Annotated in this window: 15 protein-coding genes and 2 tRNA genes; 10 read left to right on the top strand and 7 right to left on the bottom strand. The window is 69.0% G+C overall.

Translation table 11 applies throughout. The features are described from left to right. Nucleotides 1-55: 55 nt before the first annotated feature. The 5 genes from mshC to ABZ789_RS21140 form a co-directional block, all read right to left on the bottom strand. Nucleotides 56-1,297 (bottom strand): cysteine--1-D-myo-inosityl 2-amino-2-deoxy-alpha-D-glucopyranoside ligase, encoded by a 1,242-nt coding sequence (gene mshC / locus ABZ789_RS21160; protein ID WP_358428099.1) that lies wholly within the window; start codon nucleotides 1,295-1,297, stop codon nucleotides 56-58. Between the two features lie 74 nt (nucleotides 1,298-1,371). Further along, a complete protein-coding gene (locus ABZ789_RS21155) occupies nucleotides 1,372-2,178 on the bottom strand; it encodes an SCO1664 family protein (RefSeq protein WP_358428096.1) in 807 nt (268 codons plus the stop codon). 5 nt (nucleotides 2,179-2,183) lie between these two features. Beyond that, complete coding sequence (locus ABZ789_RS21150; RefSeq protein ID WP_358428093.1) at nucleotides 2,184-2,771, bottom strand: DUF3090 domain-containing protein; 588 nt, start codon at nucleotides 2,769-2,771, stop codon at nucleotides 2,184-2,186. A 45-nt stretch (nucleotides 2,772-2,816) separates the two neighbouring features. Further along, nucleotides 2,817-3,545 (bottom strand): histidine phosphatase family protein, encoded by a 729-nt coding sequence (locus tag ABZ789_RS21145; protein ID WP_358428090.1) that lies wholly within the window; start codon nucleotides 3,543-3,545, stop codon nucleotides 2,817-2,819. A gap of 36 nt (nucleotides 3,546-3,581) precedes the next feature. Beyond that, entirely contained in the window at nucleotides 3,582-4,427 is an 846-nt protein-coding gene (locus ABZ789_RS21140; protein WP_358428195.1) for an undecaprenyl-diphosphate phosphatase, read from the bottom strand. A 210-nt stretch (nucleotides 4,428-4,637) separates the two neighbouring features. Between ABZ789_RS21140 and ABZ789_RS21135 the strand changes: the two genes are divergently transcribed. The 8 genes from ABZ789_RS21135 to ABZ789_RS21100 all read left to right on the top strand — a co-directional run bounded on the left by ABZ789_RS21135 (nucleotide 4,638) and on the right by ABZ789_RS21100 (nucleotide 11,846). Next, nucleotides 4,638-5,576, top strand: a complete 939-nt coding sequence (locus ABZ789_RS21135) for an aldo/keto reductase (RefSeq protein WP_358428087.1) — start codon at nucleotides 4,638-4,640, stop codon at nucleotides 5,574-5,576. 93 nt (nucleotides 5,577-5,669) lie between these two features. Further along, nucleotides 5,670-6,335: a biliverdin-producing heme oxygenase gene (locus ABZ789_RS21130; RefSeq protein WP_358428084.1), complete on the top strand. Its 666-nt coding sequence runs from the start codon at nucleotides 5,670-5,672 to the stop codon at nucleotides 6,333-6,335. A 3-nt stretch (nucleotides 6,336-6,338) separates the two neighbouring features. Then, nucleotides 6,339-7,358, top strand: coding sequence for an ABC transporter substrate-binding protein (locus ABZ789_RS21125; RefSeq protein ID WP_358428081.1), 1,020 nt, complete (start codon nucleotides 6,339-6,341; stop codon nucleotides 7,356-7,358). A 7-nt stretch (nucleotides 7,359-7,365) separates the two neighbouring features. Next, the gene (locus ABZ789_RS21120; RefSeq protein WP_358428078.1) at nucleotides 7,366-8,463 is read left to right on the top strand and encodes an iron ABC transporter permease; all 1,098 of its coding nucleotides are present in this window, start codon (nucleotides 7,366-7,368) and stop codon (nucleotides 8,461-8,463) included. A gap of 71 nt (nucleotides 8,464-8,534) precedes the next feature. After that, complete coding sequence (locus ABZ789_RS21115) at nucleotides 8,535-9,326, top strand: heme ABC transporter ATP-binding protein (protein WP_358428192.1); 792 nt, start codon at nucleotides 8,535-8,537, stop codon at nucleotides 9,324-9,326. 142 nt (nucleotides 9,327-9,468) lie between these two features. Continuing rightward, nucleotides 9,469-10,476, top strand: coding sequence for a hypothetical protein (locus ABZ789_RS21110; RefSeq protein ID WP_358428075.1), 1,008 nt, complete (start codon nucleotides 9,469-9,471; stop codon nucleotides 10,474-10,476). Next, nucleotides 10,476-10,733 carry a DUF5703 family protein gene (locus tag ABZ789_RS21105; RefSeq protein ID WP_358428072.1) on the top strand — a complete coding sequence of 86 codons (258 nt, stop codon included), beginning with the start codon at nucleotides 10,476-10,478 and terminating at the stop codon, nucleotides 10,731-10,733. Before ABZ789_RS21110 ends, ABZ789_RS21105 begins: the two co-directional genes overlap by 1 nt. Nucleotides 10,734-10,775: 42 nt before the next feature. Further along, nucleotides 10,776-11,846 (top strand): quinone-dependent dihydroorotate dehydrogenase, encoded by a 1,071-nt coding sequence (locus tag ABZ789_RS21100; protein WP_358428069.1) that lies wholly within the window; start codon nucleotides 10,776-10,778, stop codon nucleotides 11,844-11,846. 89 nt (nucleotides 11,847-11,935) lie between these two features. Here the strand turns inward: ABZ789_RS21100 and ABZ789_RS21095 are convergent, their stop codons facing one another. Beyond that, nucleotides 11,936-12,478 (bottom strand): YbhB/YbcL family Raf kinase inhibitor-like protein, encoded by a 543-nt coding sequence (locus ABZ789_RS21095; protein WP_358428066.1) that lies wholly within the window; start codon nucleotides 12,476-12,478, stop codon nucleotides 11,936-11,938. Between the two features lie 31 nt (nucleotides 12,479-12,509). Beyond that, nucleotides 12,510-13,862: a M20/M25/M40 family metallo-hydrolase gene (locus ABZ789_RS21090; protein WP_358428063.1), complete on the bottom strand. Its 1,353-nt coding sequence runs from the start codon at nucleotides 13,860-13,862 to the stop codon at nucleotides 12,510-12,512. A gap of 119 nt (nucleotides 13,863-13,981) precedes the next feature. Between ABZ789_RS21090 and ABZ789_RS21085 the strand changes: the two genes are divergently transcribed. Beyond that, a tRNA-Leu gene (locus tag ABZ789_RS21085) sits at nucleotides 13,982-14,067 on the top strand. Nucleotides 14,068-14,272: 205 nt separating this feature from the next. After that, nucleotides 14,273-14,358, top strand: a tRNA-Leu gene (locus tag ABZ789_RS21080). Nucleotides 14,359-14,482: the final 124 nt, after the last annotated feature.

The following is a 14,482-nucleotide window of genomic DNA, read 5'->3' as shown; positions in this document are numbered from 1 at the left end:
CCGCGGCGTGCGTGATTCCGGGAGTCCACCGCTACCGAAACCATGCACGGGTGCATCAGCGCAGGTTCACGCCCAGCAGGGCGTCGACCGCGTCGGCGAACAAGCCCGGTGCCGTCGCGTCGTCGCCACCCCGCTCGACCGCGAACTTCGCCCACCCGTCCAGGGCGTCGAGGGCTTTCGGGGTGTCGAGGTCGTCGGCGAGGTGCTGACGAAGGCGCGCGACCGCGTCGTCCGCGGAGGGGGACGACGACAACGCGGCCGCTTCACGCCACAACACCAGTCGCGCCTGCGCCGCCTCGAGCATCTCGGCCGTCCACGGCCGGTCGACGCGGTAGTGGCCGGACAGCAGGCCCAGGCGGATCGCGGCCGGGTCGACACCTTCACCGCGCAGCTTGGACACGAACACCAGGTTGCCGCGCGACTTCGACATCTTCTCGCCGTCGAGGCCGATCATGCCGGTGTGCACATAGTGCCGGGCGAAACGCCGCTCACCGGTGACGGCTTCGGCGTGCGCGGCGGAGAACTCGTGGTGCGGGAAGATCAGGTCGCTGCCGCCGCCCTGGACGTCGAAGCCGGAACCGATGCGGTTCAGCGCGATCGCCGCGCACTCGATGTGCCAGCCGGGACGCCCGTCACCGAAGGGGGACGGCCACGCCGGCTCGCCGGGCCGCTGTGCGCGCCACAGCAGCGCGTCGAGCGGGTTGCGCTTGCCGGGGCGATCCGGGTCGCCGCCACGCTCGGCGAAGAACCGCATCATCGTCTCGTGGTCGTAGCCGGACTCGTAGCCGAACTGCTCGGTGGCGTCGATCCGGAAGTACACGTCGGGATATTCGGGGTCGTCGACGGTGTAGGCGGCACCGGAGGCAACGAGTTTCTCGACGAGTTCGACGACCTCGTTCACCGATTCGACGGCGCCGATGTAGTCCCGCGGCGGCAGCACGCGCAGCGCTTCCATGTCCTCGCGGAACAAGGCGGTCTCGCGCATGCCGAGCACGATCCAGTCCTCGCCGTCGCGTTCGGCCCGTTCGAACAGCGGGTCGTCGACGTCGGTGACGTTCTGCACGTAGTGCACGTCGTGGCCGGCGTCGCGCCAGATGCGGTTGACCAGATCGAAGGTCAGATAGGTGGCGGCATGGCCGAGATGCGTGGCGTCGTAGGGGGTGATACCGCACACGTACATCGTCGCGGTGTCGCCCGGGGTGACGGGGCGCACCGCACGGTCCGCGGTGTCGAACAACCGCAGCGGGGGCCCCTGACCGGGGACGGACGGGATTGCGACATCGGACCAAGATTGCATGACTACGAGCCTAATGGAGCCGCAGGAGTGCTCCGCGCGGGCACCCGGGCATGCGGCAGGCGACGGGCGAGGCCTCAGAAGGCGGGCCAGGGAATGCGCCGGTCCCCGCGCGGATGCGGCATCACGGGATGCTCGAGCAGCGCCCCGATCCTGCGTTGCAGCGCGCGGACCTCGGCGCCGGTGATGTGTTCGTGCAGTTCCTCGGCGAACCCGCCGTCGAAGCGGCGCAGCAGTTTGTCGAGATCGGCGAGCAGTACCGGGTCGACCGGTTCGCCGCTCCAGCCCCACAGCACGGTGCGCAGCTTGTCGTGCTGGTGGAGGCAGATGCCGTGGTCGACGCCGTAGACGTTGCCGTCGAGACCTTCGAGGACGTGCCCGCCCTTGCGGTCGGCGTTGTTGAGCACCACGTCGAGCACCGCCATGCGCTGCAGCCGCGGATCGTCGGCATGCACGAGCACCACCTGATCGCCGTCCAGGTCGCGGGCGCGCAGCACCGGCAGCCAACCCTGCGCCACCGAACCGGCCGGACACAGGTCCACCAGATCGAGTCGCTCCGCCGCACTCTCCGCGGGATCGACCGTGTCGATCCACCGCTGCACCATGCCGGGTCCGTACGGCCCGTCGCGCAGCACCGTCAACGGGACCACGTCCCACCCGAGTGCCTCGGAGATCAGATATGACGCGACCTCCCGACCGGCGAGGGTGCCTTCGGGAAAATCCCACAGTGGCCGCTCGCCCCGGACCGGCTTGTAGACGCACCGCACGACGGTGTCACCCACCTGTGCATCGCACACGAGGGTGGCGTTGCTCGCGTGCACGATCTGCCCGACGACGGTGAGGTCGCCGTCGGTCAGAACGGTACGCACGTCGGCGGTCGTCACGTCGGTCAGCTTTCCTCGCCGAACCACGAGGCAGGATCGAATCCGGAGGTGCGCAGATAGCCGTTGGTGCGGATGCAGATGTGCCCGTCGGCGCCGATCGGTTCGCCGCACAGCGGGCACGGGGTGCGACCGGCCGAGACGACGAGTTCGGAGCGGGCCGCGAACTCGCGAGCCTGTACCGGCGTCAGGAACACCCGCACCGCGTCGGGGCCTTCCTCGGTGTCGTCGAGCACCACCGACTCGTCGAGTTCGGTGTCGGTCACCGCGAGCAGTTCCACCACCACGGACCCGGCGTCGGCGTCCCAGCCGAGCCCCATGGTGCCGACGCGGAACTCGGCTTCGATCGGCGTCACCAGGGGGCTGACGTCGAGGTCCGGCTCGTCGGGGATCACGGTGCCGAATCGGCGCTGGACCTCTTCGAGCAGCAATCCCATCCGGTCGGCCAGGATCTGCACCTGCTGCTTCTCCAGAAGCACGCTCACTACACGGGACTCGTGCACGGCCTGCAGGTAGAACACCCGGTCGCCCGGTTCACCGACGGTGCCGGCGACGAACCGATCCGGTGTTCGAAACACGTGTATCGCGCGGGCCATCACACCTCCTCGAGTCCCCACACTCTGCCATGCCGGTCACTGTCATTATCCGCGCGGCGTCTCCTGCCGGTGCCCCTGCGGCGGGTCACCCGGCTTCTCCACCGCTCCGGGTACCTCTCCGCCCGGCACGGACTTGGGCTCGGCCGGGCCGGCGAGACCGGACAGATCCGAACCGGTGTCGTTGATCCGCAGCACGAACGGGCGCGTGTCGGTGTAGCGGACGACGCTGATCGAAGCCGGTTCGGCGACGATCCGCTGGAAGCCGTCGAGATGTGTCGCCAACGCGTCGGCGAGGATCGACTTGATGACGTCGCCGTGGCTGCACGCGATCCACACGACGTCCTTGCCGTGCGCCTGACGCAAGCGCCGGTCGTGTTCGCGGATCGCGGCGACCGCGCGGGACTGCACCTGCGCGAGTCCTTCACCGTCCGGGAAGACCGCTGCAGAGGCGTGCTGCTGCACGACCCCCCACAGGGGCTCTTTCACCAGATCTTTCAGTTCACGGCCGGTCCACTGCCCGTAGTCGACCTCGGCGAGTCGCTCGTCGACGACCGGGTCGAGTCCACGATCGGTGGCCAGCGGCTGCACCGTCTGCCGACAGCGCAACAGCGGCGATCGCACGATCTCGGTGACTTCGAGTCCGGCGAACCGGGTCACGAGATTCTTCGCCTGGACGTGGCCGACCTCGTCGAGTTCGACTCCGGGAGTACGACCGGCCAGGACGTGCGAGGTGTTCGCCGTCGACCGTCCGTGCCGCAGCAGGATGACCGTCATGCGCCCAGCCTAGAGGTACCGCCCGCCGACAGCCTCTCAGGTGGCGGAGACCACGCCGGTCGCGAGCAGCGCCAGTACGACCGCACCGAGAATCACCCGGTAGCCCACGAACCAATACATCGAGTGATTCACGACGAATCGCAGCAGCCAGGCGATCGCCGCATAACCGACCACGAAGGCGATGAGGGTGGCGACGAACAACTGCGGCCCCGACGCGTCGAGTCCCTCACCGGACGGTTCGAAGGCGTCGGGAAGGCTGAACAGACCGGAGGCGACCACGGCGGGGATCGCGAGCAGGAACGAGTACCGGGCAGCGGCCTCACGGGTGAGTCCGAGGAACAGGCCGGCGGAGATGGTGCCGCCGGAGCGGGACACCCCGGGAATCAGCGCCAGCGCCTGCGCCGAGCCCATGATCAGGCCGTCCTTGAGGGTGAGCTGACTCACGTCTCGACGCTGCCTGCCGAAGTACTCGGCGGCGGCGATGACGAGCGAGAACACGATGAGCATCGTCGCGACGAGCCACAGATTGCGCGCGACGGTGCGGATGTCGTCCTTGAAGAGCACCCCGAGGATGCCGATCGGGATGGTGCCGAGGATGACGTACCAGCCCATCTTGTAATCGTGATCGGAGCGGTGCTCGCGGTGGAGCAGGCCCCGGAACCAGGCCCACATGATCCGCCGGATGTCGCCGGCGAAGTACACCAGCACGGCCGCCTCCGTGCCCAGCTGGGTGACTGCGGTGAACGACGCACCGGCGTCCTCACCGAAGAAGACCTCCGAGACGATCCGCATGTGCCCCGAGGACGAGATCGGCAGGAACTCCGTGAGCCCCTGCACGATGCCGAGCACGATCGTCTGCAGCCAGGTCATCGATTCGCCGATCATGCAAGCACTCCCGGCGCGGAGACCGAACGGTGTACGGGGCGACTGGCTCGGATGTGGGCGGCGATTCTCACTCGCCGAAGGGTACGTGGTGCTCGCTCGGTCGGCGCGCCGGACAGTGCGGCGCGCGTCCGGCGCACTAGGGTGCAGTACCGGGGTCGTGGCCGAGCGCGGCGACGTCCTGTCGTGTCGGGAGGAACGCGGACAGTTATGGAATACAGGACAGTCGGTGCGAGCGGCCTGCGGGTGTCACGGCTCGGCCTGGGGACCTTCACGTGGGGACGTGGAACGGACGGCGACGAAGCCGCAGCCCAGCTGTCGGCGTTCGTCGACGTGGGCGGCACGCTCGTCGACACCTCCCCGGCCTACGGGGACGGAGTCGCCCAGCGGATCCTCGCGGAGCTGCTCGACGACGTGGTACCTCGCGACCGGCTGGTGCTGTCGGGAAGTTCCGGCATCGACACCACGAGGCTCGGTTCCGGCCGCGTGGACTGCTCCCGATCGGGACTGCTCAACCAGCTCGACGCGACCCTGCGCGAACTCGGCACCGATCACCTCGACGTGTGGCAGGTCGCGACATGGGATCCGCAGACCCCGGTCGAGGAGGTCATGGATGCCCTCGAGTTCGCCGTCACCAGTGGGCGCGTGCGATACGTCGGGGTGCGCGGCTATCTCGGCTGGCAGCTCGCCACCGCCGCGGCCGCCGCCCGGCGGCCGGCTCCCCTGATCAGCACCCAGGTCGAGTACTCCCTGCTCGCCCGCGGCGTCGAGGACGAGCTGATCCCGGCGGCGGCGCACCACGGCGTGGGGGTCTTCGCGGCGGTGCCGCTCGCCGGCGGTGTGCTCACGGGCAAGTACCGGGCAGGGATACCGGCGGATTCGCGAGGCGCCGACGACGTGCACACCGAAGAGGTTCGCCGCTATCTCACCGAGTCCGCGGTGCGCGTGGTCGACGCGGTGGCCACGGCCGCGGACGGCCTGGGCACCTCACCACTGGCGGTGGCCCTCGCGTGGGTGCGGGACCGGCCGCATGTGGCCTCGACACTCGTGGGCGCACGGGATCTCGCGCAGCTGACCGGAGTGCTGGTCGCCGAGGAACTGGCCTTGCCGCCGGCGATCGCCGCCGCGCTCGACGACGTGAGTGCGTGATCCCGGCTACGTGACTCTCGCCTCCCCCTTTTGTGAAGGTTAGGCTAGCCTGCCGAGTACATTCGGTACAGGCAACGTGAGGGAGGTCGGTCGATGGCCACGACGGAAGTCGTCGGATTCGCCGAACGCATCCGGCTCGAGACCCAGCAGGCACACAGCGACACCGAGAACTCGCTGTTCGTCTCCGAACTGCTGGACGGCAAGCTGTCGACCGACGCGCACGCCGCACTCATCGCCCAGACCTGGTTCGTCTACGACAGCCTCGAACGGATCGGCCGCAGCTACGCAGGCGATCCGATCGTCGGGCCCTTCCTCAGCGACGAACTGCTCCGCACCGCCGCGCTCGAGGCCGACCTGAACTTCCTGATCGGACCCGACTGGCGAGCCCTCATCGCGCCCCTGCCCGCGACGGTCGCCTACGTCGACCGCCTCGAGCAGGTCGCCGCGGTCTCCCCGGAAGCCTTCCTCGCGCACCACTATCTGCGGTATCTCGGTGACCTGTCCGGCGGGCAGATCATTCGCCGCATGCTCGAACGCGCCTATGGCTACGAACGCGACGGGCTGCGCTTCTACATCTTCGACGAGATCCCGAAGACCAAACCGTTCAAGGACGCCTACCGCGCAAAACTCGACGCCGCCCCGCTCGACGGCGACCAGCAGCAGGCCGTGATCGACGAAGCGAACCTGGTGTACGGGCTCAACGGTGCCCTGTTCGCAGATCTCGCGCGCGATCTCGACCGCTACCGGGTGCGTGCCTGACCGATGTTCCGCTCCATCACCCGACTGCCCATCGCGTGGATCGTGATGCTGGGTGTGCTCGTCGTCGCGTGCAGTGCGCCCACCACCGACGAGTCGACCACCGACGTCATCACCGGTCCGCGCACCGCCGTGGTGGATTCCGCGCCCGAGCCGATCACCACCGACCCCGCTCCGGTCCTGCCGGCGAGGGTGCGCGGCGCCGACGGTATCGAGACCACCGTCACCGACGTCTCCCGGATCGTGGTGGCCGACCGCTCCGGCACTCTCGCCCAGACGGTCTACGCCCTCGGTCTCGGCAACAAGCTCGTCGGCCGCTCCACCCCGTCCTTCCCCGCGATCGAGGACGTTCCCAACGTCACACCGGGCGGGCACGGTCTCAACGCCGAGGCGATCCTCGCGTTGAACCCGACCGTCGTGCTCACCGACACCTCCATCGGGCCGCTCGCGGTGCAGGAGCAGATCCGCGCAACCGGCGTGCCCGTGGTGTTCGTCGACCCGGAACGCTCCCTCGAGACGGTCGCCTCCGACATCGAAGCGGTCGCGGCGGCGCTGGGTGTCCCCGATGCGGGCGCCGCCCTCGCGCAACGCACCCTGCAGGAGATCGACGCGGCGAAGGCCTCGATTCCCGCCGACCACCCCGAACCCACCGTCGCCTTCCTCTACCTGCGCGGCTCGGCGATCAAGATGCTCGGCGGCCCCGGATCCGGAGCCGATGCGCTCATCACGGCCGCCGGTGGCCGCGACGCCGGAGTCCTCGCCGGCCTCGGCTCACAGTTCGTGCCGATCACCAGCGAGGCGATGATCGCCTCGGCACCGGACATCATCCTCGTCATGACCCAGAGCCTCGACTCGGTGGGCGGACCCGACGGGCTCGCACAGCTTCCGGGGGTTGCGCAGACACCGGCCGGGAAGACGGGCACGATCGTGGACATGGACGATTCGACCCTGCTGAGCTTCGGCCCGCAGACCGGCAAGGTCCTGACCGCTCTGGTAGAGGCGTTCTACTATCCGGGCCGGTCGTGATCGCCGAATGCCCGTGAGCGAAGAGGTCACCGAGGTCACCGGTCTACCCGAGCGCGCGCTGAGGAGGGCCGGGTGGGGGCGCACCACCGTCGTCCTCACCGGTCTCGTCGTCGCCCTGCTCGCACTGGCTGTCGTGTCGGCCTGCCTCGGTCAGGTACCCACGAGCCCCGCCGAAGTGGTGGGTAGTCTGCTGCACCGTATCGGTTGGGATCTGGGGCCACTGCCCGCGCATCCCGCCGGGGAAGTAACGCTGTGGGAGGTGCGCTTCCCACGCGTCGTCCTCGCGATGCTCGTCGGCGCAGCCCTGGGGTGTTCGGGAGCACTACTGCAGGGAACCTTCGCCAACCCCCTCGCCGAACCCGGCGTGATCGGGGTGTCCTCCGGAGCCGCCGTCGGTGCGTCCGCCGTCATAGTGCTCGGCGGTGCCTTCACCGCCGGCTGGGCAGTCGCAGGTGCCGCACTCGTATCCGGTCTGATCACCACCGTGCTGGTCTACGTCCTGTCCCGATCCAACGGGCGCACGGAGGTCGTCACCGTCATCCTCACCGGTGTCGCCGTCAACGCGGTGGCCGGTGGCCTCATCGCGTTCTTCACCTTCGTCGCCAGTCCCGCCGCCCGCGACCAGATCGTGTTCTGGCAGCTGGGCAGTCTCGGCGGTGCCACCTGGGACGTCGTCGCGGTGGTCGCCCCGCTCACCCTCGCCGGTGTGCTCGTCGCAATGCTGCTCGCCCCGAAACTCGACCTGCTGGCCCTCGGCGAGAGCGTCGCCCGGCATCTGGGGGTGGACGTCGAACGCGTCCGGCAATTGTCGATCCTCGCGGTCGCCGTCCTGGTCAGCGGCGCCACCGCCTTCACCGGCATCATCATGTTCGTCGGCCTGGTCGTGCCCCACCTGATGCGCCTCGCGCTCGGTCCCGCGCACCGGATGCTGGTCGCGGCGAGCGTGCTCGCCGGCGCGGTCGTATTGCTCGCCGCCGATCTCGGTGCGCGCACCCTCGTCGCCAACGCCGACCTGCCGCTCGGCATGATCACCTCGCTCATCGGCGGACCGGTCTTCTTCCTGATGTTGCGCCGCACCCGCGCGAAGCAGGGTGGCTGGGCATGAGGCTCCTCCCCCGTTCCCTCGGCTCCTCGACGACCGCGGTCCCCGCCCGGTCGGCGCCTGGCACCGCCACCATGAGTGCCGTGGACGTGAGTCTGCGCCGCGGCGAGCGGGAGATTCTGCACGGCGTCGACTTCGCGGTCCGCACCGGGGAGATCGTCGCGCTCGTCGGCCCCAACGGGGCGGGTAAGTCCACCCTGCTCGCGGCCATGTCCGGCGACCATCCGATCAGCGGTGGACGTGTCGAGATCGACGGCCGTCCCCTCGACCGGTGGTCGCCGATCGCGCTGGCACGCCGCCGCGCCGTGCTTCCCCAGCAGCACTCGGTCGGCTTTCCGTTCACCGCCCGGCAGGTCGTACGGATGGGCCGGGCGGCGTGGGCTCGCACCCCCCGGCAGGACGACGACGACCGGATCGTTGCCGAGGCGCTGACGACCTGTGACGTCGAGCATCTGGCCGAGCGGCCCTTCCCGTCCTTGTCCGGGGGTGAACGCGCCCGCGTGGCACTCGCGCGGGTACTCGCCCAGGACACCGAGACCCTCCTGCTCGACGAACCGACCGCGGCGATGGATCTCGGACATCAGGAAGAGATCATGCAGGTCGTGCGGGCCCGCGCCGACGACGGGCACGCCGTGGTGGTCGTGCTGCACGATCTCGGTCTCGCCGCCGCCTATGCCGACCGGATCTGTGTGCTCGAACAGGGCCACCTCGTCGCCGACGGCGCGCCCGACGACGTCCTCGGCGAGGAACTGCTCGGACGCGTCTACCGCTATCCCGTGACGATCGGCCGCCACCCCGAGACGGATACTGCGCTCGTGCTCCCCCGCCGACCGAGCCGCGCCTCCTCCCCCTCGGCACAGCCCTGAGCCGAAGCTCACTTCCGGGACGCCGAGCACCGAGCCACTTTCCTCTCCGCGACCGCCATCAGGAACACTGAAGGTCGGCGCACCGGTCACCGGGATGCCACCGGCAGGTGCGAGTCGAATCCGAAGGCGAGGAGCAGCAACGATGGGCAGAGCGGGGATCCGAGTGGTCACGATGGTCGGAGCGATCGCATTGGTCACCCTGACCGGCTGCTCGTCGGAGAACACCCCGGACGTGCTGCAGACCATCGAGCCCGCCACGCCGGCTGCCGCACCCGAAGTCGGCCCGACACCCGCCGGTGACGTCCGGCCGCTCGACCTGCGGGTCGAAACGCTGGTCGCCGAACCGTCCACCGGCACCTTCGCCGCTCTGGTCGACGACGGAGCCCGGGTGGCGCTGTTCGACGACATCGAGGCCGATCCGCGCGTGGTGGATCTGCCGTCCTCCGCGGCAACCGTGGTACCCGGACCGGCCGGCAGCGTACTCGCACCGGTGGCCGGGGCCGTGGTGCGCATCGACGCCGTCGAGGGCAGCATCATCGAGGTACCCGTCGACGGCACCGCCACCTCGGCAGCCGTGTTGACCGACGGGCGCTGGGCCGTCGGGACCGACAACGGCCGTGTGCTGGTCCTGGACCCGGAATCGGGTGAGGTGAGCACCACCGTCGGAGGACTCGCTTCCGTCGACGCGCTCGCCGTCACCGGCGAGGCCTTGGCGGCACTCGACCGGCGGCAGACCTCGCTGACCGAGATCGACCTCGCCGACGCCCATCTCGGGCCCGCGCTCCGCGCCGGTGAGGGCGCGACGAATCTGGTCACCGATCCTTTCGGGCGAGTGATGGTCACCGACACCAGCGGTGACGAACTGCTCGTCTACACCCTCGACGCGATCATCCTGCGTCAGCGTTATCCCGTCGGTCCCGCGCCGTACGCTGTGACCTACGACAACACTCGAGATCTCGTCTGGGTCACTCTGACCGGCAGCAACGAGGTGGTGGGCTACGATCTTTCGACCGGGATCCCGCGAGAACGCCACCGCTTCGCAACGGTGCGGCAACCGAACTCGATCGCCGTCGATCCGGTCGACGCAGCTCTGGTGATCGCCTCGGCTACCGGTGACGGCCTGCAACGGATCCCGATCGAAGGACAGTGATGGCGAACGAGGAGCGACTCGGCCGGTTCACCCGGTTGCCTGTCGGCTGGGACACCAGCAACGACGACTACGAGTACGTGCCGCTGAAACTTCCTCGGGACGTGTCCCGGGTGAGTGCCTCCATGCGGCTGGCGATCTCCGCGGAGTTCCACGGCTGGGAACTCACCCGGGTGCGCCTGTACCCGGACGGGAGCCGCCGCGTGCTGCTCCGGCGTCGCAAGACGACCCATCACGTCCCCGAACCCACCGTCCGCTGATCACACCCCCGGGCCACGTCCCGGGCCTGCAGGGAGTTGTCCGTGTACCGCTTGCTTCTTCGGCTCATGTTCCTGTTGCCACCGGAACGAGCCCACCATCTCGCTTTTCTGGCGATGCGCTGGGTGACCCGGTTCGAGCCGCTGCGGACGCTGACCGCGAAGGTCCTCGTCGTCGACGATCCGATTCTGCGCACCACGGTGTTCGGGGTCGAGTTCCCCAACCCGGTGGGCCTGGCGGCAGGCTTCGACAAGGACGCCACCGGGGTGGACGTGTGGGGGCCGCTGGGCTTCGGGTTCGCCGAGATCGGAACCGTGACCGCGCAGCCACAGCCGGGTAATCCTGCTCCGCGGCTGTTCCGTCTGCCCGAGGACCGGGCGATCGTGAACCGGATGGGCTTCAACAACCACGGTGCCGGTGAGGCCGCCAACCGCCTGCGGCAGCGGCGCCGCACCGTGCCGATCGGTGCGAACATCGGCAAGACCAAGGTGGTGCCGGCCGAGCATGCCGCGCAGGACTACACCGACAGCGCCCGGCTGCTCGGGCCGCTCGCGGACTTCGTGGTCGTCAACGTCTCGTCGCCGAACACCCCGGGTCTGCGCGACCTGCAAGCCGTGGAGTCGCTGCGCCCCATCCTCGCCGCGGTGCTCGACACCGTGACGGTGCCCGTGCTGGTGAAGATCGCCCCGGATCTGTCCGACGAGGACGTCGATGCGGTGGCCGATCTGGCACTCGAACTCGGTCTGGCGGGCATCGTCGCCACCAACACCACGATCCGCCGCGACGGCCTGCACACGTCGCACGAGCGTATCGACGAGATCGGTGCGGGCGGACTGTCGGGAGCACCGCTCGCCGCCCGGTCCGTCGAGGTGCTGCGGCGGCTGCGTGCCCGTGTCGGCGACCGACTCGTGCTGGTCTCCGTGGGCGGTATCGAGACGCCCGAGCAGGCCTGGGAACGCATCCTCGCGGGCGCTTCCCTGGTTCAGGGTTACACCGGCTTCATCTACGGCGGCCCGTTCTGGGCGCGCCGGATCAACAAGGGGATCGCCCGCAAGCTGCGCGCCCACGGGTACCGCTCGGTCGCGGACGCGGTCGGAGCGACCGCGACCGTCTGAGCACTGCAGCCGCTTCCTGTCTCGTCGCGCTCGGCATGCAGAGTTCGGGGCCCGGACCGTCGTGGTCGGGGCCCCGAACCTGCCCGGGTCTAGCGAATTTCGTAGGTGCCGGTCAGCAGCCCCCGGGCGATGGCGTGCCCGAATACGTTGAACCCGAGGAAGGCCGGGCTCGACTCCGGCGTGACGCCCTCGAGCACGTCCACGTCGAGCGCGTGCACCGCGACGATGTAGCGGTGGTAACCGTGACCGGCCGGCGGAGCAGCCCCGATGAACCCGTGTGCGCCGCCGTCGTGACGCAAGGTGACGGCCTGCTCCGGCAACGCATCCGAGTCGGCGCTTCCGGCGCCCGAGGGCAGCTCGGTCACGGTCGCCGGGATGTTCGCGACGGCCCAGTGCCAGAAGCCCGAGCCGGTCGGCGCGTCGGGGTCGAACACCGTAACGACGAAGCTCTTCGTCTCGGCGGGGAAACCCGACCAGGACAGCTGCGGGGAGACGTCGCCGCCACCCGGGATTCCGAACGCACCGCTGGCCTGCGGAAGCTTCCACTCCTCGCCGTCGGCGAAGTCCTCGCTGGTCACCTCGAAGGTGGGCAGCTCGGGGAGGAACTTGTACGGGTCGTAATCGAAGGCCATACCGGTCCTTTCGTGATCGGGATCAACTACTTCAGGCGTGCATGAGGAAGTGTTCCATGACACGGGTGCCGAAGCGCAGTGCGTCGACCGGGACACGCTCGTCGACTCCGTGGAACAGGGCCGCGAAGTCCAGTTCGGGTGGTAGCTGCAGTGGCGCGAACCCGAAGCAGCGGATGCCGAGTTTCGCGAAGGCCTTCGCGTCCGTTCCGCCGGAGAGCATGTAGGGCACGGTGCGGCCGATCGGATCGTGCGCGAGGATCGCGGCGTTCATCGCGTCCACGAGATCACCGTCGAAGGTCGTCTCGTAGGAATCGAGACTGGTGATCCATTCGCGGGTGACGTCCGGGCCGATCAGTTCGTCGACGGTGCGTTCGAACTCGGCACGGCGCCCCGGCAGGATGCGACAGTCGACGACCGCGTGAGCGGTCTGCGGGATGACGTTGGCCTTGTATCCGGCGTCGAGCATGGTGGGATTCGCGGTGTCGCGCAGCGTCGCGCCGACGATGCGCGCGATGGACCCGAGTTTGGACAGGGTCCCGTCCAGATCCGGCGACGCGGGGTCGAAGTCGAGGTCTGTCTCCTCCCCCACCGCGGCAAGGAACTCCGCAACGGAATCGGACACCACCAGCGGGAAGGTGTGGGTGCCCAGGCGGGCGACGGCCTGGGCGAGGATCGTCACCGCGTTGTCCTCATGGAGGAACGAGCCGTGGCCGGCGCGGGCCTTGGCGGTCAGCCGCATCCAGGCCATCCCCTTCTCGGCGGTCTCGACCATGTAGAGGCGCCGCTCGGTGCCGTCCGGCCGGGGAACCGTCAGCGAGAACCCCCCGACCTCCCCCACTGCTTCGGTCACCCCCTCGAACAGATCGGGGCGGTGTTCGACGAGCCACTGGGAGCCGAACTTGCCTCCGGCCTCCTCGTCGGCGACGAAGGCGAAGACCAGCTCGCGCGGCGGCACGATGTTCTCGGCCTTGAAGTAGCGGGCGACGGCGATCATCATGCCGACCATGTCCTTCATGTCGACCGCCCCGCGTCCCCACACGTAACCGTCCTCGACCGCTCCCGAGAAGGGATGCACGCTCCAGTCGGCGGCTTCGGCGGGTACGACGTCGAGGTGGCCGTGCAGCAGCAGGGCGCCGCGGGTCGGGTCGGCACCGGCCAGGCGCGCGAAGACGTTGCCGCGGCCCGGCGCTCCGGACTCGACATAGGTCGTCTCGTAGCCGACCTCCTCGAGCACGGAGGCCACCCATTCGGCGCACTCGCGTTCGCCGCGGGTGGTGGCGGGCTCGCCGGTGTTCGAGGTGTCGAACCGGATCAGGCGGGAGACGAGGTCGACGACCTCCTCCTCGGCACGCGACGGTCGATGGGCGCTCGTGTGTGTGGCCATGGCTGCATTCCTACCACCGTCCCGGCCGTCGATCAGTGCAGGTGGAGGTCGCGATTTGGGACCGTGGGCGCGGTGGGTTACTCTTTCACAGCGCCCACCGAGAGCGGGTGCGAGCACGAGTCCGAGTGGCGGAATGGCAGACGCGCTAGCTTGAGGTGCTAGTGTCCTATTAACGGACGTGGGGGTTCAAGTCCCCCCTCGGACACTCTGAGTCGAGACAGACGAGAAAAGCCCCGAACCGAACAGGTTCGGGGCTTTTCTCGTTGCAGGACATACCTTTTCATCTCGACGCGCCCTCCCCGTCCAGGCGCCGCCGATCAGGCGTTTTGGGATTCGGCCGCCGGATGCGCTACTGTTTTCCTCAGCGCCCGCGGGAGCGGGTTCTACCGACATGCCCCGCGTGGGCGTCGGTCCGAGTGGCGGAATGGCAGACGCGCTAGCTTGAGGTGCTAGTGTCCTATTAACGGACGTGGGGGTTCAAGTCCCCCCTCGGACACTCCGAAACACGAAGGCCCCGAATCGGTAGGCGGTTTCAAGGGGTCGACGCAACACCGCTGTTAGTTGGTGGTGATTAGATCACGCAGACGCTCGGCTGGGGTATCCCAGCCGAGCGTTTTGCG

Source organism: Rhodococcus sp. NPDC047139 (assembly GCF_040643435.1).
Lineage (GTDB): Bacteria > Actinomycetota > Actinomycetes > Mycobacteriales > Mycobacteriaceae > Rhodococcus.
This window is presented reverse-complemented; position numbering and strand designations above follow the sequence as displayed.

What these genes read in the sequence shown, in the direction of transcription:
- mshC (WP_358428099.1), bottom strand. Translation starts at nt 1,297, where the DNA reads ATGCAATCTTGGTCCGATGTCGCAATCCCGTCCGTCCCCGGTCAGGGG.
- ABZ789_RS21150 (WP_358428093.1), bottom strand. Translation starts at nt 2,771, where the DNA reads ATGGCCCGCGCGATACACGTGTTTCGAACACCGGATCGGTTCGTCGCC.
- ABZ789_RS21145 (WP_358428090.1), bottom strand. Translation starts at nt 3,545, where the DNA reads ATGACGGTCATCCTGCTGCGGCACGGACGGTCGACGGCGAACACCTCG.
- ABZ789_RS21135 (WP_358428087.1), top strand. Translation starts at nt 4,638, where the DNA reads ATGGAATACAGGACAGTCGGTGCGAGCGGCCTGCGGGTGTCACGGCTC.
- ABZ789_RS21130 (WP_358428084.1), top strand. Translation starts at nt 5,670, where the DNA reads ATGGCCACGACGGAAGTCGTCGGATTCGCCGAACGCATCCGGCTCGAG.
- ABZ789_RS21125 (WP_358428081.1), top strand. Translation starts at nt 6,339, where the DNA reads ATGTTCCGCTCCATCACCCGACTGCCCATCGCGTGGATCGTGATGCTG.
- ABZ789_RS21120 (WP_358428078.1), top strand. Translation starts at nt 7,366, where the DNA reads ATGCCCGTGAGCGAAGAGGTCACCGAGGTCACCGGTCTACCCGAGCGC.
- ABZ789_RS21115 (WP_358428192.1), top strand. Translation starts at nt 8,535, where the DNA reads ATGAGTGCCGTGGACGTGAGTCTGCGCCGCGGCGAGCGGGAGATTCTG.
- ABZ789_RS21110 (WP_358428075.1), top strand. Translation starts at nt 9,469, where the DNA reads ATGGGCAGAGCGGGGATCCGAGTGGTCACGATGGTCGGAGCGATCGCA.
- ABZ789_RS21105 (WP_358428072.1), top strand. Translation starts at nt 10,476, where the DNA reads ATGGCGAACGAGGAGCGACTCGGCCGGTTCACCCGGTTGCCTGTCGGC.
- ABZ789_RS21095 (WP_358428066.1), bottom strand. Translation starts at nt 12,478, where the DNA reads ATGGCCTTCGATTACGACCCGTACAAGTTCCTCCCCGAGCTGCCCACC.
- ABZ789_RS21090 (WP_358428063.1), bottom strand. Translation starts at nt 13,862, where the DNA reads ATGGCCACACACACGAGCGCCCATCGACCGTCGCGTGCCGAGGAGGAG.